This window comes from Alicyclobacillus shizuokensis NBRC 103103 (assembly GCF_001552255.1).
GTDB classification, from domain to species: domain Bacteria; phylum Bacillota; class Bacilli; order Alicyclobacillales; family Alicyclobacillaceae; genus Alicyclobacillus_G; species Alicyclobacillus_G shizuokensis.
This window is the reverse complement of the sequence record NZ_BCQV01000012.1, coordinates 63,070-87,079: the sequence shown is the minus strand read 5'-3', so window position 1 is coordinate 87,079 and position 24,010 is coordinate 63,070. Positions and strand designations below refer to the sequence as shown.

Genomic DNA, 24,010 nt, shown 5'->3' with positions numbered 1-24,010 from the left:
TCTTCATTTGGTTATTCAATAAACTAATAAAGAATCAATTTAGCAGGGTTTCAGACTGCGGATTTCCGCTGAAAGTGAGGGAAGGGCTGTGAATGGGAAAGCGCCTTCCGCGTTGATTGGCATCGATGTCGGAACGAGCGGAGTGAAGGTGGTGGCCGTCTCAACGGACGGACGGCTGTTGGCTGTGTCCGGCGCCGCCTATGAACTCTACGCTCCCAAGTCCGGCTACGCCGAGCAGCACCCAGAGGACTGGTGGCAGGCCACCATAACGGCGGTGCGCGACTTGACCGCAAAGCTGCAGGCCGCCGAGGGCGGTATGGACATCCTGGCCATAGGGCTGTCCGGACAAATGCACGGACTCGTTCCGTTGGACAACGACGGAAGGCCAGTCCGCCCGGCCATTATCTGGTGCGACCTGCGGACAGTCGAGCAGGCCGCGTGGATTGAACGGGAGTTGGGGCGTGAGCGGGTGATTGGCCTGACCGAAAACCCGCCGCTCGCCAACTTTACGGCCACGCGGCTGTTGTGGATGCGCCAGCATGAACCGGAAGCCTACGCGCGCATCGCGTCGTTCTTATTGCCGAAGGATTACATCGGATTCCGCCTGACCGGTGTGCGCGCCACCGACGTCTGCGACGCGTCCGGCACGCTTTTGTTTGACGTGGCGCACCGCACCTGGTCGGAGGAGATGTGTCGCGCCCTTGACATCCCTCTAGCGTGGCTGCCGCAGGTGTTTGAATCCGGGGAGATCACTGGGCATGTGACCCCTGCAGCGGCTGATCTGCTGGGCCTTCCTGCCGGGATCCCGGTGGTCGCCGGCGCCGGCGACCAAGGAGCGGGAGCCGTGGGTCTGGGCATTGTCAATCCCGGCACTGTTTCAGTTGTTCTCGGCACCTCGGGAGTGGTACTCACGCCTTCCGCCCGTCCCGTCCGCGATCCGCTCGGGCGCGTGCACACATTCTGCCATGCGGTGCCCGGGCAGTGGTTTACGATGGGCGTGACGCAAGCGGCGGGCGGATCTCTGCAGTGGTACCGGCGCCAGTTGGCGCAGCTGGAGGACGCCACGGCTCTACTCTCCGGCCAGGACGTGTACGACCTGCTCACCCGCGAGGCGGCGAAGGCACCGGCAGGTGCGGGGGGCGTGCTGTTCCTGCCCTATCTGTTGGGTGAACGCACGCCGCATCTGGACGCGGACGCGCGCGGGAGTTGGGTGGGGCTTGATTGGCGCCACGGCCGCTCCGAGATGGTGCGCGCGGTCCTGGAGGGTGTCGCGTTCAGCCTGCGGGAGTGCTGGTCCTGTCTGGCCGACAGTGGTCTCGCAGCCGACACCTGGCGGGTTTCCGGCGGCGGCGCCAAAGGGCGCTTGTGGGTGGAGATCCTCGCCTCTGTCCTGCAGCGGCCGATACAGATTGTCCACGGCATTGAGGGGCCGGCTTTCGGAGCGGCGATTCTCGCCGCTGTCGGGGCGGGTGTTGTCGAGCCGCAGGGGATGGCCGACTGGATAGAAGTGGCCGATGTGGTGGAGCCAAACTCCGCCTGGCAATCCCTTTACGACCGCCAGTACGGTTTATATCAGCAGGCGTATCAGGCCCTCAAGCCGGTGTTTCCGGCGCTGCGGGCGCTGGCGGGAGAGAGCCAAGCCTAAATCGGTGCGGGCCGACGGACCCGGACGGCCGCCCAGGATGCGGTGAGTACCGATATTTCACATCGGATGAAGGAGTTGGATGACCTGATGAGTTCATTTACCCCCCGTCCCGAAGACCACTTTACGTTTGGACTGTGGACCACGGGCAATCGCGGGCGCGATCCGTTCGGCGTTGAAGTGCGCCCGGAGCTAAATCCGCTCGACAACCTGGAGTTGATGGCCGGGGTCGGCGCTTACGGCGTCACCCTGCACGACAACGACCTGATTCCGATTGACGCGACGCCTGCCGAGCGGGATCGAATTGTGGCCAAGTTTAAGGACAAGGCGCAAGCGCTCGGTCTTAAGGTGCCAATGATGACGGTCAACCTGTTCACGGATCCGGTGTTTCGCGACGGGGCATTCACGTCCAACCGGAAGCCGGTACGGGAATACGCCATCCGCAAGACGCTCGATGCCATCGACGTGGCGCACGAGCTGGGCGCCGAGGTCTTTGTGTTGTGGGGCGGCCGCGAGGGCGTCGAGGTCGACGCCTCGAAGGACGCACGCGACGCGCTCAAGCGGTACCAGGAAGCGGTCAACTTTCTGTGCGAGTACGTATTGGATAGAAACTATGGGCTGAAATTCGCCCTGGAGGCGAAGCCGAACGAACCGCGGGGCGACCTGTTTCTGCCGACGACCGGGGCGATGCTGGGCTTTATCGCGACGCTGGCGCACCCCGAGATGGTCGGGGTCAACCCGGAGGTGGCGCACGAGCAGATGGCAGGGTTGGTCTTCCACCACCAGGTAGCGCAGGCGCTGGCGGCGGGCAAGCTGTTCCACATTGACCTGAACGATCAGAAAATCGGCCGCTTCGACCAGGATCTGCGGTTCGGATCGGAGAATTTGAAAGCGACCTTCTATTTGGTTAAACTGCTGGAGGATGCGGGTTATCAGGGGATGCGCCACTTCGATGCGCACGCCTACCGAAGCGAGGACCTGGAAGGCGTGCGAGATTTTGCCCGCGGATGCATCCGCAACTATCTCATTCTGCGCGACAAGGTGGAACGCTTCCGCCGCGATGAGGAGATCCAAGGATTGCTCCAGGAGATTCAGGAGGAGGACGACGGTCAGCCCATCACCTATTCGAGCGAGGCGCTACGCAGCCTGCGGGAGAAGCCGTTTGACCGCGTGGCGTATGGGCAGAAGGGCCACAAGTACGAAAAACTCGACCAACTGGTGGTTGAACTGTTGCTCGGCGTTCGGTGATCACCCCGCTTGGGGTGACGTGCCACGTCCCGCCCGAACATGAGGTAGTACTCTTATACGGTGGACACAGCGGACGGTTGGGGGACCCCCGGCCGTCCGCGTCCGCATGCAAAGGAGCGACATCTGTGAAATTCAGCAATGGAAACTGGCTCAACAGAGCGGGCGTTACGATGCACTTGCCGGCGGAGGTGCATACGCTGGACCGCCATGACAACGCACTCACCCTGTACGCGCCGTGCCAGCACATTGCACATCGCGGTGCCACCTTGCAGGGACCGCTCTTGACGATTCACCTTTCCTCTCCCATGGCCAACGTGATTCGGGTGCGTATTGAGCACTTTCGTGGGACGCGGGACACGGGGCCGCGCTTTGAACTCTGTGACGGCGAGGCTCCGGTGTCTGTGGCGGAAACGGATGAACAGGTCAGCCTCACATCCGGTTCCCTTACCGTCCAGATTGCCAAGCGGCGCTTCCGCATGGACTTTTTCGGCGATGGCCGCCGCTTGACAGGCAGTGGCAGCAAGGCGATGGCCTACATTCGGATGGACGACCGGACACCCTATGTAAAGGAAGAACTGGACCTGAGTGTGGGCGAGTGTGTGTACGGTCTCGGGGAGCGGTTTGGGCCGTTTGTCAAGAACGGCCAGGTGGTCGACATCTGGAACGAAGACGGCGGCACCGGCTCGGAGCAGGCCTACAAGAACATTCCGTTCTATCTGACCAATCGCGGCTATGGTGTGTTCGTCAACCACCCCGAGCATGTGGGATTTGAGGTGGCGTCGGAGAAGGTCTCGCGCGTGCAATTTTCCGTCACGGGCGAGGCGTTGGAGTACTTTGTCATCTATGGACCCTCCCCCAAAGACGTCATCCGTCGCTACACCGACCTAACCGGCAAACCCGCGCTGCCGCCTGCTTGGTCGTTCGGGCTGTGGCTGAGCACCTCGTTCACCACCGATTACGACGAACAGACGGTCAACCACTTTGTCGATGGCATGGCGGAGCGCGAGATTCCCCTGAGCGTGTTCCACTTCGACTGTTTCTGGATGAAGGAGTTTGAGTGGTGCAACTTCGAGTGGGATGAGCGGGTGTTCCCAGACCCGGAGGGTATGCTCCAGCGTCTCAAGGAAAGAGGTCTGCACGTGTGCGTCTGGATAAACCCGTACATCGGCCAGAAGTCACCGCTGTTTGACGAAGCGGCGGCGCGTGGGTTCCTGCTCAAGCGACCGAACGGCGACGTCTGGCAGTGGGACCTGTGGCAGCCCGGCATGGGCTTGGTCGATTTCACCAACCCAGAGGCCCGAGCGTGGTTCCAGGGCAAACTGGAGCGGCTGCTGGACATGGGTGTCGACTGCTTCAAGACCGACTTCGGCGAACGGATCCCCACTGATGTGGTCTATTATGACGGGGCCGATCCGGTCAAGATGCACAACTATTACACCTATCTCTACAACCAGACGGTGTTCGAACTGTTGCAAAGGAAACGCGGCGAACGCGAGGCGGTCGTGTTTGCCCGCTCGGCCACTGTCGGCGGGCAGAAGTTCCCGGTACACTGGGGTGGGGACTGCTACGCCCGTTACGAGTCGATGGCCGAGAGCCTGCGCGGAGGCTTGTCGTTGGGAGCCTGCGGGTTTGGCTACTGGAGCCACGACATCGGCGGCTTCGAGGAGACCGCCACGGCGGACGTGTACAAGCGCTGGATTGCGTTCGGCTTGCTTTCCAGCCACAGCCGTCTGCACGGCAGCTCGTCTTACCGCGTCCCGTGGCTGTTCGACGAGGAAGCGGTGGATGTCCTGCGCCACTTCACGACCCTGAAGCTGAAGCTGATGCCGTATTTATATGGGCAGGCCGTGACTGCGCATGAACAGGGAGTTCCGATGATGCGCGCGATGTTCCTCGAGTTCCCAGGCGATCCCGCCTGTGACACGCTCGACCGGCAGTACATGCTTGGGGATTCACTGCTGGTGGCGCCGGTGTTTTCGGAGGACGGCCGGGTCGACTACTATCTGCCGGATGGGCTGTGGACCCATTACCTGACCGGTGAGCAGGTGGTGGGCGGGCGCTGGCTGCAGGCGTGCTGCGACTACTTCAACCTGCCCTTGTTCGTCCGCGGCAACAGCATTGTGGCGGCCGGGGCTCGCACCGACACGGCCGAGTACGACTACACTGACGGCGTCTGCTACGAGGTGTTCGCCCTTGAGGACGGGCGCAGGGCGGAAGCCACCGTGTACGCGCCGGACACTCTGCAGGCGGTGCAGGCCGTGGCCGAGCGGCGGGCGGATCGCATCGATTTCCGGGTGGACGGCGCCAGCAAGCCGTGGATCGTGCTGCTGAACGGGGTGCAGAGCGTCGATGAGGTCGAGGGAGGTCGCGTGGAAAGGACGGAGCGCGGGGTGCGCATTGTCCCCGAAGACGGTGCTTCCTACTTGGCGATTCGGCTTGCTCACTGACAGTGACCAAAGTTTGACAGAGGCCCGGGTACCCGGGCCTCTCTTTCGTTGTGCGGCCTCCCGAAGGGCTTGTGTCTTCCATTTAGTTGCAGGCCGGCGCCTCCACTCTCGGGTGTAGTGTCTTGCAATACCAAATCGGTGGAGTATTATGAATAAAGATCACTGGTTCCTTAGATGAAACCGTTTGCGTATCTATCATTCTCTCATTTCAAGGAGGGGCATGGATAACTCATGAGCGGTGAACCGAAAGACCTCGACACTTTGCTGGCGGAGACGAGGACCTTTGCCCCCAGTCCATCGTTCCGGGACAACGCCAATTTCAACGATCCGTCCGTCTACGAACGAGCTGCGGCGGACCCGGAGGGGTACTGGGCGGAGCAGGCACGACACCTGGACTGGTTTGAGCCGTATCACACGGTGCTGGAGTGGAATCCCCCACACGCCCAATGGTTTCTCGGCGGCAAGCTGAACGCGGCCTACAACTGCGTGGATCGCCACCGGCTGGGGCCGCGCAAGAACAAGGCCGCCCTCCTTTGGGAGGGAGAGCCCGGGGATGTCCGGGTCTACACCTATGACATGCTGGGCCGCGAAGTCGACAAGGCGGCGCACATGCTCCAACAGCTGGGGGTGGGCAAGGGTGACCGCGTGACCATCTACCTGCCGATGATCCCTGAACTCCCGATAGCGATGTTGGCCTGCGCCAAGATTGGGGCCATCCACTCGGTGGTGTTTGCGGGCTTTTCGGCGAATTCGCTGCGCGACCGAATTTTGGACGCCGACGCGAAGCTGCTCATCACCGCCGACGGCGGTTGGCGGCGCGGCAACCTTTTGCCGCTCAAGGCCAATGCCGACGAAGCGGTCGAGGGCACCGGCGTGGGCCAGGTGCTGGTGGTCCAACGCGTCGGTGAGACGGCCAGCGCCAAGATGCAGCCCGGCCGGGACGTGTACTGGCACGAATTGATGGACAGCGCCCCGACCACACCTTTTCCCGCCGCAACGATGGACGCCGAAGACATCCTCTATCTCCTGTACACCTCCGGGACGACCGGCAAGCCCAAGGGCATCGTGCACACGACCGGTGGCTATCTGGTGGGTTGCAATACCTCGATGCGCAGCGTCTTTGACCTGAAGGACGACGACGTCTATTTTTGCACCGCCGACATTGGTTGGGTGACAGGCCACACATACATCGTCTACGGGCCGCTCTCGGCGGGCGCGACGGTGGTGATGTACGAAGGGGCACCGGACTGGCCGAGCCGCGAGCGGTTCTGGGAGATGGTTGAACGGTACGGAGTGACCATATTCTATTCGGCGCCTACCCTCATCCGGACGTTCATGAAGTGGGGGCCGCAGTATCCGGAGAGGCATGACCTTAGCTCCCTGCGCCTGCTGGGGACGGTCGGCGAGCCCATCAATCCAGAAGCCTGGATGTGGTTTCATGAATATATCGGGCGTGGGCGCTGCCCGATTGTCGACACCTGGTGGCAGACGGAGACCGGCTGCGCGATGATTGCTCCGCTACCCGGCCTGGTGGAGACCAAACCAGGGTCAGCGACGCGACCGGTGCCGGGCATCTCCGCGAAGGTGGTGGACGAGAACGGGCGGGAGGTAGCGTCGGGTCACGGCGGGTACCTCGTCATCGACAGGCCCTGGCCGTCCATGCTGCGCTCCGTCTGGGGCGACGACGAGCGGTTCCGAAAGACGTATTTCGGCAAGTTTCCGGGCGTGTACCTGCCCGGCGACGGCGCGCACGTGGATGAGCAGGGGTACTTCTGGATTCTGGGGCGCATCGACGATGTCATCAACGTCTCCGGCCATCGCATCGGCACGATGGAGGTGGAGAGCGCCCTGGTGGACCACCAGGCCGTCGCCGAAGCGGCTGTCATCGGGCGCAGCCACGAGGTGAAAGGGCAGGCCATCACCGCTTTTGTCACTGTCAAGGAGGGTGTCACCACCAGCGACGACCTGGTGGCCGAACTCAAGCAGCACGTGGTGGAGAAAATCGGCGCCATGGCGCGGCCCGAGGAAATCGTCTTCACCGCCGAACTGCCGAAGACACGCAGCGCCAAAATCATGCGCAGGCTGCTGCGCGACATCGCGGAAGGACGGGTGCTCGGGGACACCACCACTTTGGCCGATCCGTCCGTCGTCGAGCAGCTCAAGGAACTCTATCGGGACAAAGAATAGAGGGAGGCGTGAAGGATGGCGAACGACCTGAAAATCGGCGATCCGGGTCCTCTGGGCCTGGCCGGATTCGGCGTGACCACCTGCATCCTCAGTCTGATCAACGCCGGCGTCACCAGCGCGGATGCGATGGGGGTTGTATTGGGCCTGGCGTTGGTCTACGGGGGCGGCGCCCAGTTGCTGGCCGGTATGTGGGAGTTTCGGAACGGAAATACGTTCGGCGCGACGGCATTCTCGTCGTACGGGGCGTTCTGGCTGGCGTTTTACTTTATCGTGCGGGCCGCACCCAAGGCAGGTATGGGGGTGTTTCTGCTGTTCTTCGGCATCCTCACCTTCTACTTGTGGTTTGGCACCTTCTATCTCAATCGCGCACTGTTTTTCGTCTTCTTGACTCTATGGATAACCTTTGGCCTGTTGGCCCTGCACGATTTTGGTGTACTGGGAACGTCGTCGCCCGGCGGGTGGATGGGCGAGCTGTGTGGCCTGCTGGCCCTGTACACGTCGGCCGCTACAGTCATCAACACCACCGCTGGACGGACAGTCCTGCCGCTGGGCCAGGCCTACGCACGGCCTCGGGCGGCAACCGGCGTGTCCGCCTGAGGCCCGCCGACAGCTCAGGCATGTCTCAGGTCGCCTGCACTACGGCTTAAGCCCCAGCACAGACGACCAGCGCATGAGCGTCCGGCGCCGGCCCTGTCCTCATCTCCACAGCTCCGCCGAGAGTGTGAGCGTTGACCCCATCTTGCCTGGAGAGGCAGGATGGGGATTTTTATGCGAGAATCCGTTGTTGACGCTGGCTCCAAGATCGCGTAGACTGAATGCATTGGAAGATATACTATTTGTATCGGAATTAGAGGTGCGTGGCGTGGAGAGGACGAAATTATCGCAGGAAGAAATTGTCCGCCTGGCTGACGAACTGGAGACGGCCCCGGCGGACGAGATTCTGCGCGAAGCCGTTCGGCTGGTTGATGGATTGACGTTTGCCTGCAGCTTTGGCGCCGAGGACATGGTGCTGCTCGACATGCTGATGGGGATTGATCCGAACGCTTCCGTATTCTACCTGGATACGGATGTGCTGTTTCCAGAAACGTACGAGCTGGTGGAGAGGGCGAAAGAGCGGTACGGAATCCCCAATCTCCACCAGGTGCGTTCCAAGCTGAGCTTGGACGAGCAGGCGCGTCAGTACGGAGATGAGCTGTGGAAGCGAGACCCAGACCAGTGTTGCGCGCTACGCAAGGTGCAGCCGCTGACGGAGTGGCTGGCGCAGCATGAAGGCTGGATTACCGGCATTCGTCGAGAACAGGCGCCCACGCGCAGAGGCGCCAAGGTGTTCGAATGGGACCAGAAATTCGGTTTGGTGAAAGTCAATCCGCTGGTGCGCTGGACGAACGATGAAGTGTGGGACTACATCCGGGCGCACGATGTCCCCTACAATCCGCTTCACGACCAAGGATATCCCAGCATCGGCTGCCTGCACTGCACGCGGCCGGTGGCGCCGGGGGAAGACCCGCGTAGCGGTCGCTGGGCGGGGTTTGCGAAGACGGAGTGCGGACTGCATAAGTAAAGTCGGCTCCCTCGCGCGAATGGCCTTTCCAGAGCGCGCGGCCACATCATAGGTTGTCCCTAGCGGGGAGAAATTCTCCTCGCTCGCGGCCGGGTTCTCCGGCCTGTGTTATGGCCGCAGCGGCTTTTTTGCGCTGGCACAAGGAGAGCGGAGTGATGCCCGAGTGGACCTACGCGTGTCCGTCGGCGGCTTCGTGGTTGGCGCCCTCATTGGCCTGACTGGCATGGGTGGCGGTTCCCTCATGACGCCGATGTTGATTTTCCTGTTCAATGTTCATCCAACGGTCGCCGTGGGGACGGATCTCCTGTACGCCTCAGTCACCAAGTTGGTCGGCGCGGTTCAGCACATTCGCCAGCGTACAGTTCACTTCGCCGTGGTCCTGTGGCTAGCGTTGGGCAGCGTGCCCGGGGCGGCCATCGGATCGCTGAGTATCGGGCTGATGGAGCGGCGCCTGGATACGGCGGCGCTCGATTTGTGGATGAGCCGCATCCTCGGCGCGGTCTACATTCTGGCGATTGCGGTGATGATTTGGCGCTGGTGGCAGTCGCGCAGACAGGCGCGGACGGGGGCTGGCGAGGAGGAGAGCAAGCCGCCTGCGGTGCGGTTGGTGATGCTCGGACTGGTGGCGGGGGCCATCGTTGGGGCCACATCGATTGGCAGCGGTGCCATTTACGTCGCCATGTTGGGGCTGTTGTACCCGATGGCTGCGGCGAAGATGGTCGGCACGGATGTCGTTCAGGGCGTGCTGGTGACGGCTGTCGGGGCGTTGGTACACTTTGCCTTCGGCAACGTGGATTTCGGCTTGGCGGCCAGCATTCTCATCGGCTCCATTCCGGGCATCCTGATTGGCAGTCGCTTGACCGCGCGGGTCCCGGAAAAGGCCATTCAGGCGGCCTTGCTGGTGATGCTCGGGTGGTCGAGCTGGAATTTGCTAGTCAAGTGACGAACACTTCTACCCGGGGAGGTACATCATGTCAGAACTGATTGCAGCACATGGCGGTGCTTTGGTCGATCGGCGCTTGCGGGGTCGGGAGCGTGAGGAGGCGCTGGCCGAAGCGGCCACCCTGCCGAAAATTCCATTGACCAACTGGGCGCTGTCGGACCTGGAGATGATTGGAATTGGTGTCTTTTCACCTCTGACCGGGTTTGTGGGCGAGCGAGACTGGGAAAGCATCCTGGAGACGATGCGCCTGGCGGATGGAACGGTGTGGACGATTCCGATTACGCTGGCTGTTCCCGAGTCGGTCGCGTTATCGCTGAAAATCGGCGAAAAAGCCGCGTTGGTTGGCGAGGACGGGGTGATATATGGGACCATAGAGGTCGCCGAAGTGTATCAACCGGACAAACGCCGCGAGGCAGGGGCGGTCTACCGCACGACCGAGGAGCAGCATCCGGGCGTGCGTAAGCTGTACGAGCGTGACGATTTTTACGTCGCCGGCCCCATCACCCTGTTGAACCGCACGCAACCCGCCGAGTTTGCCGAGTATTATCTCGATCCGCCCGAGACGCGAGCTGCCTTCGAACGCCTGGGTTGGCGCACGGTAGTCGGTTTCCAGACCCGCAACCCGGTGCACCGGGCGCACGAGTACATCCAAAAGTGCGCACTTGAAATTGTGGACGGTCTGTTCCTCAATCCGCTGGTGGGCGAGACGAAGTCGGATGACATCCCGGCTCACGTACGCATGCGCAGCTATCAAGTGCTGTTGGATAATTACTATCCCAAAGATCGAGTGTTTCTCGCCGTCTATCCGGCGGCGATGCGGTACGCGGGGCCGCGCGAGGCGGTACTGCACGCATTGGTGCGGAAAAACTTCGGCTGCACCCATTTCATTGTTGGGCGGGATCACGCCGGTGTCGGCGATTACTATGGCACGTATGATTCGCAGAAGATTTTCAGCAACTTCAAGCCGGAGGAGTTGGGCATCACACCGTTGTTCTTTGAGCACAGTTTTTACTGTGTGAAGTGTGACGGCATGGCTTCGACCAAGACCTGCCCGCACGGGGACGAGGACCGCATCATGCTTTCCGGAACCAAGGTGCGGGAGATTTTGCGCAGTGGCCAGCGGCTGTCGCCGAAGTTTTCGCGGCCCGAAGTGGCCGACGTATTGATTCAAGGCATGGCGGAGCTTGAGACGAGTTCCCACGCGTCTCGGTAAGCCGATAGCGGCAATCGGGGGTGGAGCGTCAACATGAGTGACACGCAGAGAGAGCTTCAGGGACAACCGGGCGAGAGTAAGATTGAAACCATCAAGCGCGACAGCCATCATCTGCGCGGGACCATCACGGAGGCCTTGCAGGACGGCAAGACGTCGTTCTCCGAAGAAAACATCCAGGTTCTCAAGTTTCATGGCGTCTATCAGCAGGATGACCGGGACCTGCGCAAACAATTGAAAAAGGAAGGCAAAGAGCGCCACTACATGATGATGGTGCGTGCGCGCATCCCCGGCGGCGTTCTGACGGCGGACCAGTATCTGCGCTTTGACCAGTTGGCCGACGAGTACGGAAACGGGACACTGCGCATCACGACACGGCAGACGTTTCAGATGCATGGCATACTGAAGGCGAACTTGAAGGAGACCATCCGTTCCTTGAACGAAGCCTTGGTGACCACCTTGGGCGGCTGCGGCGATCAGGTGCGCAACATCACCAGTTGCCCCGAGCCTCGCAGCGATGCTGTCGCTCGCCAATTGCGGGCGGATCAATTGGCGTTGGTGGCACGGTTTGGAGCCAGGACGAAAGCGTATCACGAAATCTGGTTGGATGGCGAGGAAGTCACCCCCAACTATGGCGGCGACGCAGGCTCTCTGTCGGATGTGGGGGCAGGGGCCGGCCAGCGTGGCGAAGGCGGTAACAATCCGGACAGGAGCGACGAGGAAGAGCCGTTGTATGGCCGCACCTATCTGCCGCGTAAGTTCAAGATTGGCCTGACCTATGAAGGGGACAACTGCTGCGACGTCTACTCGAATGACATCGGGCTGGTGGCACACGCCGAGGGAGACCGGTTGGTGGGGTATACGCTGCTCGTCGGCGGCGGCATGGGCCGCACTGCCGGAGACCCGAACACGTATCCGCGGGCGGCGACGCCGCTGGCGTTTGTCACCCGCGATGAGCTGCTGGAGGTCTGCGAGGCCATCCTGACAGTGCAGCGGGATTACGGCAATCGCTCCAACCGCCGGTTCGCGCGCATGAAGTACCTGATTGATGAGCGGGGATTGGAGTGGTTCCAAGGGCAGGTGGAGGCTCGCATCGGGCGGTCGCTCACCCCACCCCGTCCGCTCACCTGGCAATCGTCGGAGGACCATTTGGGCTGGCGCGTCTATGGGGACAAAGCGTACCTCGGCGTCTATATTGAGAACGGCCGCCTGCTCGACAGGGAAGGACTCCGGCTGCGCACCGTGCTGCGGGAGATTGTCTCTGAGTACCAGCCTACCATTCACTTGACGACGCAGCAGAACCTGATTCTCGCCAACCTGCCACAAAACGCCCGTGCCGACATCGAGTCGCGCTTGCGCGCGGCGGGTGTCAAGTTGGCCGAAGACCTGCCGCGGACCCGCCTGGTGGCCATGGCCTGTCCGGCGCTTCCTACCTGTGGCCTGGCGATTGCCGAATCGGAGCGCGCGTTGCCTAGCGTCTTGCCCCAGTTTGAGGCGTTGTTTGCGGAGTACGGGCTGGAGAACGAGCCGATTTCAGTGCGCATGACCGGCTGCCCTAATGGCTGCGCCCGTCCCTACCTGGCCGACATCGGCTTCGTCGGCCGCGCCATTGGCAAGTACGACGTGTTCCTGGGTGCGGATTCCCTCGGGACACGTGTCAACCGACGCTTCCTGGAGCTGGTTCCGATTAATGGATTGGTCGAAGCGATGCGCCCGCTCATCGCCGTGTACGCGAAAGAGCGCCGGCCCGGAGAGCGGTTTGGGAATTATTGTCATCGCGTCGGGTTTGAGTATCTGGAGAAAGTTCGCGCGGATTGGGCCGCGTCCGGGGCTGGGGCGGAGAACTCCACCCCGGCCGGGGTCTGACCCGCTGGGGCCGGAACACATGCTTTGGCTGCGAGGAGGGGGACCGCGTGGGTGCAGAAGGTGCAGGCAAGGTTTATCTGGTCGGAGCAGGTCCGGGCGCGGCTGGGCTGTTGACGGTGCGCGCCCGCCGGTTGCTCGCCAAGGCCGATGCCGTGGTCTATGACCGCCTTCTCTCTCCCCGCCTGTTGGCTTGGACGCGGTCGGACTGCAGGTGCATCTATGTCGGTAAACGGGCCAGCCTGCATACCCTGCCGCAGGCCGATATCCAGCGCCTGCTCATCGGCCTCGCCAAGGCTGGAGCCACGGTGGTCCGCCTTAAAGGGGGCGATCCGTTCGTATTCGGCCGCGGGGGCGAGGAGGCGTTGGCTCTGTCCGCGGCCGGGATCGACTGGGAGTTGGTGCCGGGTGTCACGTCCGCCGTGTCCGTTCCGGCTTATGCCGGCATTCCGGTCACTCACCGCCGCGTGTCGGCCGGCTTCACCGTTGAGACCGGTCACCGCGGCAATCCGGCCGAGGGCAATACCTGCGCTGCCCCGGACAGTGCCTCTCCCTCTCCTCTTGACCACACGCGGGTGGTCCTGATGGGTGTCGGTCACCTGCCGCAGCTGGTTGAGAATTGGCTCGGCGCAGGCTGGCCGGCTCACACCCGAGTTGCGGTCGTCGGCTGGGGTACGCGGGCGCAACAACGGGTGGTTGACGGAACCCTGGTCGACATTGTGGATAAAGTGCGGGTAGCCAGGGTGGGCGCGCCCGCGGTGATTGTGGTCGGCGATACGGTCGGATTGAGGTCCCAATTGGCCTGGGCCGAGCGGTTGCCGCTATTCGGACGACGGCTGTTGGTGATGGCGGAGACGCGTGAGTTGGCCACCGACCGTGCGGACGAGCTGGAAGACCTGGGCGCCGAGGTGTACGAGGTTTCGCTCGAGCACGTGTCCAGTCAGAGACTGCCTGCCAATGGCTGTTGCGGGGACGTCTCATCCGGCCGCGAGGTGGAGAGCGCTGGGCCGCCGGCCGGCGCGTTCGTCGACGGCTCCGCACAGGGCGAGGCTGCCGTCCACGGAGTGTGGGAGGCCCTGCGCAGGGAGACGGCTGAATACCCGCTGGATGCGGTCTGGGTGGAGTCCACTCGCTGTCTGTGTGCACTGCAGGCGATGGGCATCCCAGTAGCCGGGGTGCCGGTGCTGTGGATGCGCCCTGCCACTGGCGATGATGAAACCTCCGGCCCGGTCCAGCCTGTGCTGGCGGATGCGCAGAAAGTGGCGCAGTTTCTCGCGTACAGCGGCCAGCCGACGGGGGCGGCGCGGTGATGGAAACGAGGGCAGCGGGAGTCCGGGAGGAGACCGGTGTGCTGCTGATTGCGCACGGAACCCGGGATCCAGAAGGGGCGGCGGAGGCGCGCCAGTTCATGGAGGCGGTACGCAACCGCCTGCCGTTCCAGCGGCCATGGCTCTCCATTGAGCCCGCCTTTCTGGAACTGACTTCGCCGGACATTGGAACGGCGGTGCGTACTCTGGCCGAACGGCGGGTGTGCCGCGTTCTGGTCTGTCCACTGCTCTTGTTCACAGCCGGTCATATGCGCCGGGACATTCCCGCCCAGCTTGCCGCCGCCAAACAGGGCTTACAGCACCTGGCGGCCGACCTGCGATTTGAGGTGATGCCGGCGGTAGGCGTCGACGAGCGGTTTGCCCAAGTGGCAGCCCGCCGCATTCACGACGCCTCGCCGGCCGGCATCCATGGGCGTGGCGGGGCAGCGGTGTTGTTGTCCCGCGGAAACCACGATCCGAACGCCTGGCAAGACCTGGTCACCGTCGCCCGGCGGGTTGAGGAGTACAGCGGTGTGCGCCCGGTCATTCCCGCTTCTCTGACCGGTTTGGGCAGCCGACTTGAAGCTGCCCTCGATGCCGCGGCCGACACCGGGGCGAGGCTCATCACGGTGATGCCGTACCTGTGGTTCACCGGCTTGCTCAGCAAGGCGCTGCCCGCGCAGGTGCAGTCCTGGCGGGAGCGGCACCCCGGAATTGCTGTGCACGTGAGCCGCCACCTGGGTGTGGACGATGAACTGGTGAGGGTGATCAGCGAGCGCATCCGGACGCGCTTGCTCGGCGGCGGTGGCTGATATCCGAGCACGGCTGTCAGGCGCGGTTTTACGTTCGTCGGGCCGCAACGGCCACGCTGGATGTATACTGCCTGGACGGGGCCCAGGCGTATCTGCTTGCGTTCCCCGGTTCACCCGCGCCTCGGGCCCGCGCCGAGACGGCCCGATATCCGTAGGGCCGCGTCGCGGACCGCGGCAGTGGCCTGGGATAGGCGCTCCCCGGTCAATTGCACGGTTGGACCGTTGACGCCGACAGCGGCAACAAAATGATTGCGGGCGTCGAACACGGGGGCAGCGATGCCAGTCACCCCGACGTACCCTTCCTGCGTCTCCACGAACACCTTGTCCTCTCGAATCTGGTGCAGGCGCCGACGAATTAGATCCGGTTCCGTCACCGTCCCCGGTGTGAAAGCAGGCAGCGGTTGGGCCAGCAACCGCTCCAAATTGTCTGCGTCCATGTAGGCCATGGTGACACAGCCAAAGGCGCCAAACGTGATGGGCCGGCGTGGTCCTTCAAAGGTGGAGACCTTCAGGCCTTCCGGTGCCTCTTTTCGGAACACATACGTCAGCGTGTCCTCCCGCGCCACCGACATGAGAACGGTCTGCTGGGTCTGCCGGTGCAATTCCAGCAGCACGTCTTCCGCTTCCCGACGCAGATCCAGGGCGTGCGCGACCAGGTCCCCGTAGTACAAAAATTGGTATCCCAACCTGTATTTGTGTGTGTCCGGGTTGTAAAGGATGAGTCCTCGCCGCTCCAGGGTGTAGAGGATGCGATACACGGTAGGTCGGGGCAGGCCGACCTCCTGGCACAGTTCATCTATCTCTCGTTCCGGTGTCTGGTGGTTGAACGCGTTGAGGACATCCACGGCGCGGTCAATCGCTCGTATTGATGTCATGCGCAGCTCTCTCAATGCAGTGGCTCCTTTCGCCGTCCTTCGGCCTAAGCGGAACCCGCTTTTGTCTCCATGATAGCCGACCCCTCACCGTGGCCGTCAATAACCGAACGGACGGGAAGGTTCAGAGAAAATGGGTTGACACTCGTGGGCGCCACCGCGTAGGATAGGGTGCAAGAAAGAAACGAATTCATTTGCTCACTCTTTGAGCGAACGAGTCGCCGTGTGGGCAGGTTGGCCTTCCAGGAACGGGGTTGGGCAGTAAAAGCGAGGGCGCAGTCCGCATACAACGCGGGCTGCAACAAGGAGGAGGTTGCTCGGGAATGGAATACTCTCCGTCGGAAAGTAAACGCTTTCGGGAAACGCTGGGCATGTTTGCGACGGGCGTGACGGTGTTGTCCACCTGGGTGGACGGGCGTGCGCATGCCATGACGGCCAACGCCTTTACGTCGGTGTCGCTGGATCCGCCGCTCATCCTCGTGTGTTTGAGCCGCGGTTGCCGAATGAGCACACTCCTGCAGCCGGGTGCTTCGTTTGGTGTCAACGTGTTGGCGGCCGGGCAGGAGTCCCTTTCGAGGTATTTTGCCGGTGGGCTCCGGGACCGGCCTGAGTTCGGCTTCCGCGATTGGGCGGGGGTACCTCGACTGGAGGAGACGCTGTGCACCCTGGCCTGCGAAGTGGAGAACGTCATGGAAGGGGGCGACCATGGGATTGTGCTCGCGCACGTGCGGCGACTCTACGTGGAACCTCGACCGCTGCGTCCGCTCTTGTTCTGGAAGGGCGGGTACTTGTCGGTGAATGCTGTCGGAGTGTAGCGAAAGGTCTTGTGTATTTTATCTCAAATCATATATGATTTTAGATAGGTTAGTAAGGGCGGTTAGGCTTCAGGACGGAAAGCGGTGAGGAGGACGACCATGACAGAGTCATCACAAGTTACTGTGAGACCGGCCCAACACTTTATCAACGGCGAGTTCTGCGACAGCGTGTCGGGACGGACGTTTGCAACCGTCAACCCGACCACGAACGAGGTCTTGACCACGGTGGCGGACGGACAGGCGGAGGACATCGACCGTGCGGTGGCGGCTGCCAAGCAAGCGTTTGAGGCCGGCCCGTGGCGGACGATGAAGGCGAAGGACCGGGCTCGCCTGCTCCACCGCATCGCGGACACCATCGAGCGACATGAGGATGAACTGGCTCAACTGGAGGTGCTCGACACCGGGCTGCCGATTGCACAGGCGCGTGGGCAGGCGGCGCGGGCGGCCGACAACTTCCGCTTCTTCGCGGAGATGGCGACGCGCCTGACCGGGGAGACGTACCCTGTGGACGACATGTTCCTTAACTATACCGTGCGTAGACCCGTGGGGGTGGCCGGGCTGATCACGCCGTGGAACACCCCGCTCATGCTCGCCACCTGGAAGATTGCTCCCTGTCTCGCGACGGGCAACACGGCGGTCCTCAAACCGGCCGAGTGGTCGCCGCTGACCGCCACGCGCCTGGCCGCGCTCCTGCAGGAGGCGGGTCTGCCGGACGGCGTGTTCAACGTCGTGCACGGTTTCGGGGAGACCGCAGGCGCCGCGTTGGTGCGCCACCCGGATGTGCCGCTCATCTCGTTCACCGGGGAAACGACGACCGGCCAGGAGATCATGCGCACTGGGGCAGTCGGTCTGAAGCGGTTTTCGATGGAGTTGGGCGGCAAGTCGCCGGTCATCGTGTTCGCGGACGCGGACCTGGACAAGGCGGTGGACGCCGTCATCTTCGGCGTCTATTCGTTGAACGGGGAGCGGTGCACGGCCGGATCGCGCCTGTTGGTGGAGCGTTCTATCCGGGAGACGTTCGAGGCACGACTGGCGGAGCGGGTGAAGAGCATCCGCGTGGGCCACCCGGCGGATGCACAGACCGAGGTGGGCGCCCTCATCCACCCGGAGCATCGGGACAGGGTGCTCGCCTACATTGACCAGGGGGTGCGGGAGGGTGCGCGCATCGCCGCACAGGCGGAGGTGCCAAAGCACCTGGCAGGTGGAAACTTCGTGCCGCCGACCCTGTTTGTCGATGTGCGAAACGAGATGCGCATCGCCCAGGAGGAGATTTTCGGCCCGGTGCTGGTCTCCATCCCGTTTGGTACGGAGGAAGAGGCCATACGCTTGGCCAACGGCGTGAAATATGGATTGGCCGCGTATGTATGGACCAACGACTTGACCCGGGCGCATCGGGTGGCGCAGCGCATCCAGTCGGGGATGGTCTGGGTCAATTCGCAGAACGTGCGCGACCTGCGCACGCCGTTTGGCGGCGCCAAGATGAGCGGCATTGGCCGCGAGGGCGGGCACTACAGCTTCGAGTTTTACACCGAGCTGCAGACGGTCCACGTTTCGCTGGGGGCACAGCCGATTCCCAAGTTTGGACGCGGGCGATAAACGGGAAAAGGGGGCGTACTCATGGGAGCCAGGAACGGACAGGAGTACATCGACCGGTTGAATCGGGAAGCGCGGGACGTATGGATTGGCGGAGAACGCGTGGAGGGGCCGATTGCGGAGCACCCGGCGTTCCAGAATGTCATCGCCAGCATGGCGGCGCTCTACGACATGCAGCACGACGCGGACACCAAGGAAGAGATGACGTTTGTCGAAGACGGCGTGCGCTATGGCAATTCGTTCCTTGTGCCGAGAACGCGGGCCGATTTGGCGCGGCGGCGAACGGCGATGAAGCGCTGGGCCGACTACAGCGGCGGCATGATGGGCCGCACGCCCGACTACATGAACAGCGCGCTGATGGCGATGAGCCAGGCGGCCGACTACTTTGCGCAGGACAATCCAGCTTATGGGGAGAACATCCGCGCCTACTACCAGTACGTGCGGGAGAATGATTTGTCCATCACGCACACGCTGATCAATCCGCAGGTCAACCGCGCCCTCTCGACCGCCAAGCAGGCGAATCCCTACGTGGCGGCGCACGTGGTCGAGAAGAATCCGCGCGGGGTGGTCATCCGCGGCGCCCGATTGCTGGCGACGCAGGGCCCGATTGCGGACGAGATCATGGTCTTCCCCTCCACCGTGCTCAAGGGCACCGAGGAAGACAACCCGTATTCGTTCGCCTTCGCGATTCCTAACTCCACACCTGGGTTGCGCTACATCTGCCGCGAGACGTTCGACTACGGCAAGAGCCACTTCGATCACCCCCTGGGATCCAGGTTTGAGGAGATGGACGCGGTCGTCGTGTTTGACGACGTATTGGTACCCTGGGACAGGGTGTTTCTGCTGGAGAACGCGCATCTGTGCAATAATCTGCACATGGCTACGCACGCGACCATCCACATGACCCATCAGGTGGTCCAGAAAAACATCGCCAAAGCTGAGTTTCTGCTCGGCATCGCCGAGAGCATCGTGCAGGCCATTGGCATCGGGCAGTTCCAACACGTGCAGGAGAAGCTGTCCGAGATCATCCTCGCCGTGGAAACGATGAAAGCCTTTACAAAGGCGGCGGAGGCGGATGCAGCCGTGGACGAGTGGGGGGTGATGTGCCCAGATTGGGCGCCGCTCAACGCCGCCAGGCACATCTTTCCCAAGACGTATCCGCGTCTGGTGGAAATCATCCAGCAATTGGGCGCCAGCGGCCTGATGGCCATACCGAGCGAGGCCGACCTGGAGAGTCCCATTCGCCCGCAGATCGACGAGTACTTGGTAGCGCGCAATCTGCCGGCCGAAGACCGGCTGCGGCTGTTCCGGCTGGCTTGGGACGCGTCGCTCAGCGCTTTCGGATCGCGACAGGTGCTGTATGAACGCTTCTTCTTTGGCGATCCCGTACGCATGGCGGGTGTCTACTACAACACGTACGACAAAACGGCGATGCTGGCGCGAGTGGAGGAGTTGCTGCACCGTGGTGAACCGACGTCTCGCGCGACCATGGAAGCAAAGTGAGGGATGAGGCATGGGTCAACATCCGTTTCACATCCTGCGCTCCGCCCACGCGGAGCTGGTCGTGACCGACTTGGCCAAAGCAAAGCCGTTCTACGTGGACGTGCTGGGCTTCGTCGTCACGGCGGAAACCCAGGGACGGTTGTACCTGCGCGGCGTGGAGGAGCGCGTGCATCACAGCCTGGTCTTGACGGAAGGGGAGAGGGCGGCGGTTCACCACCTGGGCTTGCGCGTCGCGTCGGAGGCGGACCTGGACCTCATCGCCGGGCAATGCCAGGACCAAGGACTGCGCACCGTGTGGCTGGAAGCCGGGGAGGAACTGGGCCAGGGCCGGGCTCTGCGCGTGGTGGACCCGGCTGGTTTTCCGCTCGAGTTTTTCGCCGCCATGGATGCGGCGCCCTCCCATCACCAGTTGTATCACTTGCACAAGGGCGGAGCAGTGCGGCGGATGGACCATTTCAATCTGTTTGTGCCCGGCTTTGACGCGGCGTTCTCCTGGTGGACGGAGGGGCTCGGGTTTCGCCTCAGCGAGTACGTCGAGACGGACGACGCCCCGCGCCGCAAGACGGCCGCGTGGTTGCACCGAAAGCCCAACGTGCACGACGTGGCCATCATGGAGGGCCCAGGGCCGCGGGTGCACCACCTCGGCTTTTGGATGGACGACATGATGAGCATCATCCATGTCTGCGACATCTTGGGCGGTGCCGCGATGCATGAGCACATCGAACGCGGCCCAGGCCGCCACGGCATCTCCAACGCGTTTTTCCTGTACCTGCGCGATCCGGACGGACACCGCATCGAGCTGTACACCTGCGACTATCTCACGCTCGATCCAGACCTGGAGCCGATTCGTTGGAGCGCTTCCGACCCGAGACGCCAGACGCTGTGGGGGCACCGGACTCCCGACAGTTGGTGGCGGGAAGCCTCGCCCGTGCTGGACGTGGCCACAGGCCGGAGCGTGTCCGTCCAGCCTGCGAGTTCGGCGGCGTCGCGGTGGAAGGAATTTATTCGATAGGCGAATGACCAAACGCCGAGGACCCGGCGGCTGTCGGAGACGCACCGGGCGGGCGCCGCGGGTGCCGGCGGCTGCACCGCTTGCGGCGCAGTGCGGTCCTCGGCACAGCGAGGGAGGAGCACACTTTGGCCAAAGAGTTGCGCGGTTCCATCGTCCCGATGGTGACCCCGTTCCGGGACGATGGACAGATTGACGAGCAGGCGTACCGAGAGCTGATTGAGTGGCAGATCGACAGCGGTAGCCACGGCATCTCCTGTTGCGGGACGACCGGGGAACCCAGTTCTCTGACGACCGAAGAGCGGGAGTACCTGATGGAGGTGACCGTCGACGCTGTGCGCGGGCGCGTGCCCACCGTATTGGGGAGCGGATCGACCAATCAGGCGGAGACGCTGCGCCTGACCCAGCATGCGGAGCGCATCGGGGCGGACGCCGCGCTGGTGATTGTCCCGTATTACAACAAGCCGTCCCAAGAGGGGCTGTACCGCCACTTCCGAACGGTGGCGGAGTCGGTCCGCATCCCCATCATCATCTACAACATTCCCGGCCGTACGGGGGTGAACATGCTCCCGGCGACGATGGCCAGGCTGCGCCGCGACTGTCCCAATATCGTGGGTGTCAAGGAGTCGAATAAGGACTTCGAGCAGGTCAGCCACGTGCTGCATCAGTGCGGTCGGGACTTTCTCGTCTACTCGGGCATTGAACTGTTATGCTACCCGATGTTAGCCCTGGGTGGAGCTGGGCACGTCAGCGCCACTGCCAATCTGATGCCTCGCGAAGTGGCGGAGCTGTACAACCTTGTGGAGCGAGGTGAGTGGAAGCGGGCGATGGACCTGCACTATCAGTTGTTGGAGCTGAACGAAGCCCTGTTCTGGGAAACGAATCCAGGCCCGCTCAAGGCGTGTCTAGCCATGCAAGGGAAGATTCGTCCGGTGGTGCGCCCACCCTTAGCGCTGCCGGGGGATGATATGCAGGCCCGGCTGCGGGCGGTATTAGGCCGGTATGGCTTGCTGTAGTGGACGAAGGGAGAGCGATGGTGGCAGTGGCGAAACAAAGGGGTGGTGGCATGCCGTGCTGGGTCGAGTGTTTGGCGTTTGACCACCTGCGCAGCCAGGGCTTGTGCGCCGTCCGCGTAAATGGCCGGGACATCGTGCTGGCTGCGGTGGGCGACCAGGTGTTCGCCCTGGACAACCGGTGTTCCCACGCGGATTGCGCGCTGTCGGAAGGGATGATGGACGGGCACGCCATCCTTTGCCCGTGCCACGGCAGCGAGTTTGACCTGCGTACCGGAGAGGTGTTGAACCCGCCAGCTAAGAGGCCGGTGGCGACGTATCGAGCAAAGGTGGAGGACGGTCGAGTCTGGATACAGAGTGACGGTGCGGGACATGAGGAGGGGACGGCGTGACGCGGGCGTGGCTGAGACGGAACGGATGGGCGTGGAACGAGGAGGTCGAGGTGATCCCGGGTACGACGGAGCTCATGTGGCAGGGCCGGCGCATCCCGGCGTTTGAACTACCCTTGACTGCCCCGGTCTCCGGCACAGTGTACGGTGTTGCGTTGAACGACGCCGAGGCCCTGGCCCGGCTGGATGCGGTGTTCCACGGTCCGCCCTACAACCGGCCGCCGCAGGCGCCGGTGCTGTACATCAAGCCGGCGAACACGGTGATTGGCCCGGACGCGCCGATTCCCGTGCCAGACGGAGTCGAGCAGTTGACGGTAGCACCGGCGCTGGGCGCCGTGTTCGGCCGGACGGCCGCACGCGTTGACGAGCAGGAGGCTTTGGCATACGTGCTCGGGTACACCATCGTGCTGGATGTGAGCGTCCCACGTCAGGACTGGTACCGGCCGGCCGTGGCCGAGCAAGCCCGGGACGGGTTCTGTCCGATTGGGCCGTGGATTGTCGAGTCGACGGCGGTCGCCAACCCGAACCAGCTACGGGTTGAGGTTTTCGTCGATGGGGAGCGGCGCCTCGCCCATTCGACCGCTAGCGCGGTGCGGACGCTGCCGAGGCTGATTTCCGAGGTGACCAGTTTCATGACGCTCTATCCGGGCGATGTGCTGCTGGCGGGTGTACCGGCGGATGCGCCCCTGGTACGAGCGGGGCAGCGGGTGCGCGCGGCCATCGAAGGAGTAGGTGTGCTGGAAAACCCACTGGTGGCCGAGTCCCAGGCCGCCGCGCACTATACCGCGGCCGACGCGCGGCCCCCAGTCTTTGACCTGCCGCCGGATGGGAGGTGGTTGCCGTGAGACGGGCACGTGTCGCATACCAGGGGGCGATTCACTACGCCATCGTGGAGGAGGGACGCCTGCGCCTGCCCGACGGTCGGTTGGTGGGAGAAGAGGAGGTGGTCTGGTTGCCGCCGTTTACGCCGGGCACGGCGTTCGCGCTCGGGTTGAACTACGCTGATCACGCCGGAGAACTGGCGTTTCATCCGCCCAAGGAGCCTTTGGTGTTCCTGAAGGGCCCCAACACCTGGGTCGGTCATCGCGGCCAGACGGTCAAGCCAAGGGACGTCACATTCATGCACTACGAGTGTGAGCTGGCGGTGGTCATCGGGCGCGGCGGTAAGCACATCTCGCGCGAACGGGCGTACGACCACATCGCTGGCTATACGGTGGCCAACGACTACGCGTTTCGCGATTACCTGGAAAACTTTTACCGTCCCAACCTGCGTGTGAAAAACCGGGATGCCTCGACCCCCATCGGACCTTGCCTGGTGGATAAGGACGACATACCGGATGCGATGAACCTCAGTCTGCGCACGTACGTCAACGGCGAGTTGCGGCAGGAGGGGTGCACCAGGGACATGATTTTCGACATCCCGTTCCTCATCGCCCACATCAGCCAGTGGTTGACGCTTCGGCCTGGGGACGTGATTCTCACCGGAACGCCGCGGGGAGCGACGCCGGTCAGTGTGGGGGACGAGGTGGTGACCGAAATTGACGGAATCGGCCGCTTGGTCAATTTCGTCGCAGCGGACGGGTGAGGAGAGGAGGC

The 24,010-nt window shown here is 63.0% G+C and carries 20 protein-coding genes; 19 read left to right on the top strand and 1 reads right to left on the bottom strand.

Annotated elements, in window-relative coordinates; genetic code table 11:
- Positions 1-88: 88 nt before the first annotated feature.
- The 11 genes from xylB (at position 89) to ASH01S_RS06320 (ending at position 15,220) form a co-directional block, all read left to right on the top strand.
- Positions 89-1,645 (top strand): xylulokinase, encoded by a 1,557-nt coding sequence (xylB, locus tag ASH01S_RS06370; protein ID WP_157067024.1) that lies wholly within the window; start codon positions 89-91, stop codon positions 1,643-1,645.
- Between the two features lie 87 nt (positions 1,646-1,732).
- On the top strand, positions 1,733-2,890 hold the full coding sequence (gene xylA / locus ASH01S_RS06365; protein ID WP_067925392.1) for a xylose isomerase: 1,158 nt from the start codon (positions 1,733-1,735) through the stop codon (positions 2,888-2,890).
- 125 nt (positions 2,891-3,015) lie between these two features.
- Entirely contained in the window at positions 3,016-5,337 is a 2,322-nt protein-coding gene (gene yicI, locus ASH01S_RS06360; RefSeq protein WP_067925299.1) for an alpha-xylosidase, read from the top strand.
- Positions 5,338-5,568: 231 nt separating this feature from the next.
- A complete protein-coding gene (gene acs / locus ASH01S_RS06355; protein ID WP_067925296.1) occupies positions 5,569-7,524 on the top strand; it encodes an acetate--CoA ligase in 1,956 nt (651 codons plus the stop codon).
- A 15-nt stretch (positions 7,525-7,539) separates the two neighbouring features.
- A complete protein-coding gene (locus tag ASH01S_RS06350) occupies positions 7,540-8,121 on the top strand; it encodes an acetate uptake transporter (RefSeq protein WP_067925293.1) in 582 nt (193 codons plus the stop codon).
- A 265-nt stretch (positions 8,122-8,386) separates the two neighbouring features.
- Positions 8,387-9,085 carry a phosphoadenylyl-sulfate reductase gene (locus tag ASH01S_RS06345; RefSeq protein WP_067925290.1) on the top strand — a complete coding sequence of 233 codons (699 nt, stop codon included), beginning with the start codon at positions 8,387-8,389 and terminating at the stop codon, positions 9,083-9,085.
- Between the two features lie 163 nt (positions 9,086-9,248).
- A complete protein-coding gene (locus tag ASH01S_RS06340) occupies positions 9,249-10,028 on the top strand; it encodes a sulfite exporter TauE/SafE family protein (RefSeq protein ID WP_067925286.1) in 780 nt (259 codons plus the stop codon).
- A gap of 28 nt (positions 10,029-10,056) precedes the next feature.
- A complete protein-coding gene (sat, locus tag ASH01S_RS06335; RefSeq protein ID WP_067925283.1) occupies positions 10,057-11,241 on the top strand; it encodes a sulfate adenylyltransferase in 1,185 nt (394 codons plus the stop codon).
- Between the two features lie 33 nt (positions 11,242-11,274).
- Entirely contained in the window at positions 11,275-13,104 is a 1,830-nt protein-coding gene (locus ASH01S_RS06330; protein ID WP_067925280.1) for an NADPH-dependent assimilatory sulfite reductase hemoprotein subunit, read from the top strand.
- 47 nt (positions 13,105-13,151) lie between these two features.
- The gene (cobA, locus tag ASH01S_RS06325; protein WP_067925277.1) at positions 13,152-14,411 is read left to right on the top strand and encodes a uroporphyrinogen-III C-methyltransferase; all 1,260 of its coding nucleotides are present in this window, start codon (positions 13,152-13,154) and stop codon (positions 14,409-14,411) included.
- Positions 14,411-15,220 (top strand): sirohydrochlorin chelatase, encoded by an 810-nt coding sequence (locus ASH01S_RS06320; RefSeq protein WP_245628955.1) that lies wholly within the window; start codon positions 14,411-14,413, stop codon positions 15,218-15,220. Before cobA ends, ASH01S_RS06320 begins: the two co-directional genes overlap by 1 nt.
- 110 nt (positions 15,221-15,330) lie before the next feature.
- Here ASH01S_RS06320 and ASH01S_RS06315 read toward each other — a convergent pair whose 3' ends face one another.
- Complete coding sequence (locus ASH01S_RS06315) at positions 15,331-16,095, bottom strand: IclR family transcriptional regulator (protein WP_067925271.1); 765 nt, start codon at positions 16,093-16,095, stop codon at positions 15,331-15,333.
- A gap of 320 nt (positions 16,096-16,415) precedes the next feature.
- Here ASH01S_RS06315 and ASH01S_RS06310 point away from each other — a divergent pair, with 320 nt between their 5' ends.
- From ASH01S_RS06310 to ASH01S_RS06275, 8 genes are all read left to right on the top strand, one after another.
- On the top strand, positions 16,416-16,907 hold the full coding sequence (locus tag ASH01S_RS06310) for a flavin reductase family protein (protein WP_067925268.1): 492 nt from the start codon (positions 16,416-16,418) through the stop codon (positions 16,905-16,907).
- A gap of 99 nt (positions 16,908-17,006) precedes the next feature.
- Positions 17,007-18,503: a 5-carboxymethyl-2-hydroxymuconate semialdehyde dehydrogenase gene (hpaE, locus tag ASH01S_RS06305; protein WP_067925265.1), complete on the top strand. Its 1,497-nt coding sequence runs from the start codon at positions 17,007-17,009 to the stop codon at positions 18,501-18,503.
- A gap of 21 nt (positions 18,504-18,524) precedes the next feature.
- Complete coding sequence (gene hpaB, locus ASH01S_RS06300) at positions 18,525-20,003, top strand: 4-hydroxyphenylacetate 3-monooxygenase, oxygenase component (RefSeq protein ID WP_067925262.1); 1,479 nt, start codon at positions 18,525-18,527, stop codon at positions 20,001-20,003.
- A gap of 10 nt (positions 20,004-20,013) precedes the next feature.
- Positions 20,014-21,015: a 3,4-dihydroxyphenylacetate 2,3-dioxygenase gene (hpaD, locus tag ASH01S_RS06295; RefSeq protein ID WP_067925259.1), complete on the top strand. Its 1,002-nt coding sequence runs from the start codon at positions 20,014-20,016 to the stop codon at positions 21,013-21,015.
- A gap of 125 nt (positions 21,016-21,140) precedes the next feature.
- Positions 21,141-22,028, top strand: coding sequence for a 2,4-dihydroxyhept-2-ene-1,7-dioic acid aldolase (gene hpaI / locus ASH01S_RS06290; RefSeq protein WP_157067023.1), 888 nt, complete (start codon positions 21,141-21,143; stop codon positions 22,026-22,028).
- A 50-nt stretch (positions 22,029-22,078) separates the two neighbouring features.
- Positions 22,079-22,417, top strand: coding sequence for a Rieske (2Fe-2S) protein (locus tag ASH01S_RS06285; RefSeq protein ID WP_067925256.1), 339 nt, complete (start codon positions 22,079-22,081; stop codon positions 22,415-22,417).
- On the top strand, positions 22,414-23,259 hold the full coding sequence (locus ASH01S_RS06280) for a fumarylacetoacetate hydrolase family protein (RefSeq protein ID WP_067925253.1): 846 nt from the start codon (positions 22,414-22,416) through the stop codon (positions 23,257-23,259). The genes ASH01S_RS06285 and ASH01S_RS06280 overlap by 4 nt, the downstream gene beginning before the upstream one ends.
- Complete coding sequence (locus ASH01S_RS06275) at positions 23,256-23,999, top strand: fumarylacetoacetate hydrolase family protein (protein WP_067925250.1); 744 nt, start codon at positions 23,256-23,258, stop codon at positions 23,997-23,999. The genes ASH01S_RS06280 and ASH01S_RS06275 overlap by 4 nt, the downstream gene beginning before the upstream one ends.
- Positions 24,000-24,010 lie beyond the last annotated feature (11 nt).

Excerpts from the sequence above, each read along its gene's own strand:
- xylA (WP_067925392.1), top strand. The coding sequence starts at position 1,733 with ATGAGTTCATTTACCCCCCGTCCCGAAGACCACTTTACGTTTGGACTG.
- acs (WP_067925296.1), top strand. The coding sequence starts at position 5,569 with ATGAGCGGTGAACCGAAAGACCTCGACACTTTGCTGGCGGAGACGAGG.
- ASH01S_RS06350 (WP_067925293.1), top strand. The coding sequence starts at position 7,540 with ATGGCGAACGACCTGAAAATCGGCGATCCGGGTCCTCTGGGCCTGGCC.
- sat (WP_067925283.1), top strand. The coding sequence starts at position 10,057 with ATGTCAGAACTGATTGCAGCACATGGCGGTGCTTTGGTCGATCGGCGC.
- ASH01S_RS06330 (WP_067925280.1), top strand. The coding sequence starts at position 11,275 with ATGAGTGACACGCAGAGAGAGCTTCAGGGACAACCGGGCGAGAGTAAG.
- ASH01S_RS06320 (WP_245628955.1), top strand. The coding sequence starts at position 14,411 with ATGGAAACGAGGGCAGCGGGAGTCCGGGAGGAGACCGGTGTGCTGCTG.
- ASH01S_RS06315 (WP_067925271.1), bottom strand. The coding sequence starts at position 16,095 with ATGACATCAATACGAGCGATTGACCGCGCCGTGGATGTCCTCAACGCG.
- ASH01S_RS06310 (WP_067925268.1), top strand. The coding sequence starts at position 16,416 with ATGGAATACTCTCCGTCGGAAAGTAAACGCTTTCGGGAAACGCTGGGC.
- hpaE (WP_067925265.1), top strand. The coding sequence starts at position 17,007 with ATGACAGAGTCATCACAAGTTACTGTGAGACCGGCCCAACACTTTATC.
- hpaB (WP_067925262.1), top strand. The coding sequence starts at position 18,525 with ATGGGAGCCAGGAACGGACAGGAGTACATCGACCGGTTGAATCGGGAA.
- hpaD (WP_067925259.1), top strand. The coding sequence starts at position 20,014 with ATGGGTCAACATCCGTTTCACATCCTGCGCTCCGCCCACGCGGAGCTG.
- ASH01S_RS06285 (WP_067925256.1), top strand. The coding sequence starts at position 22,079 with ATGCCGTGCTGGGTCGAGTGTTTGGCGTTTGACCACCTGCGCAGCCAG.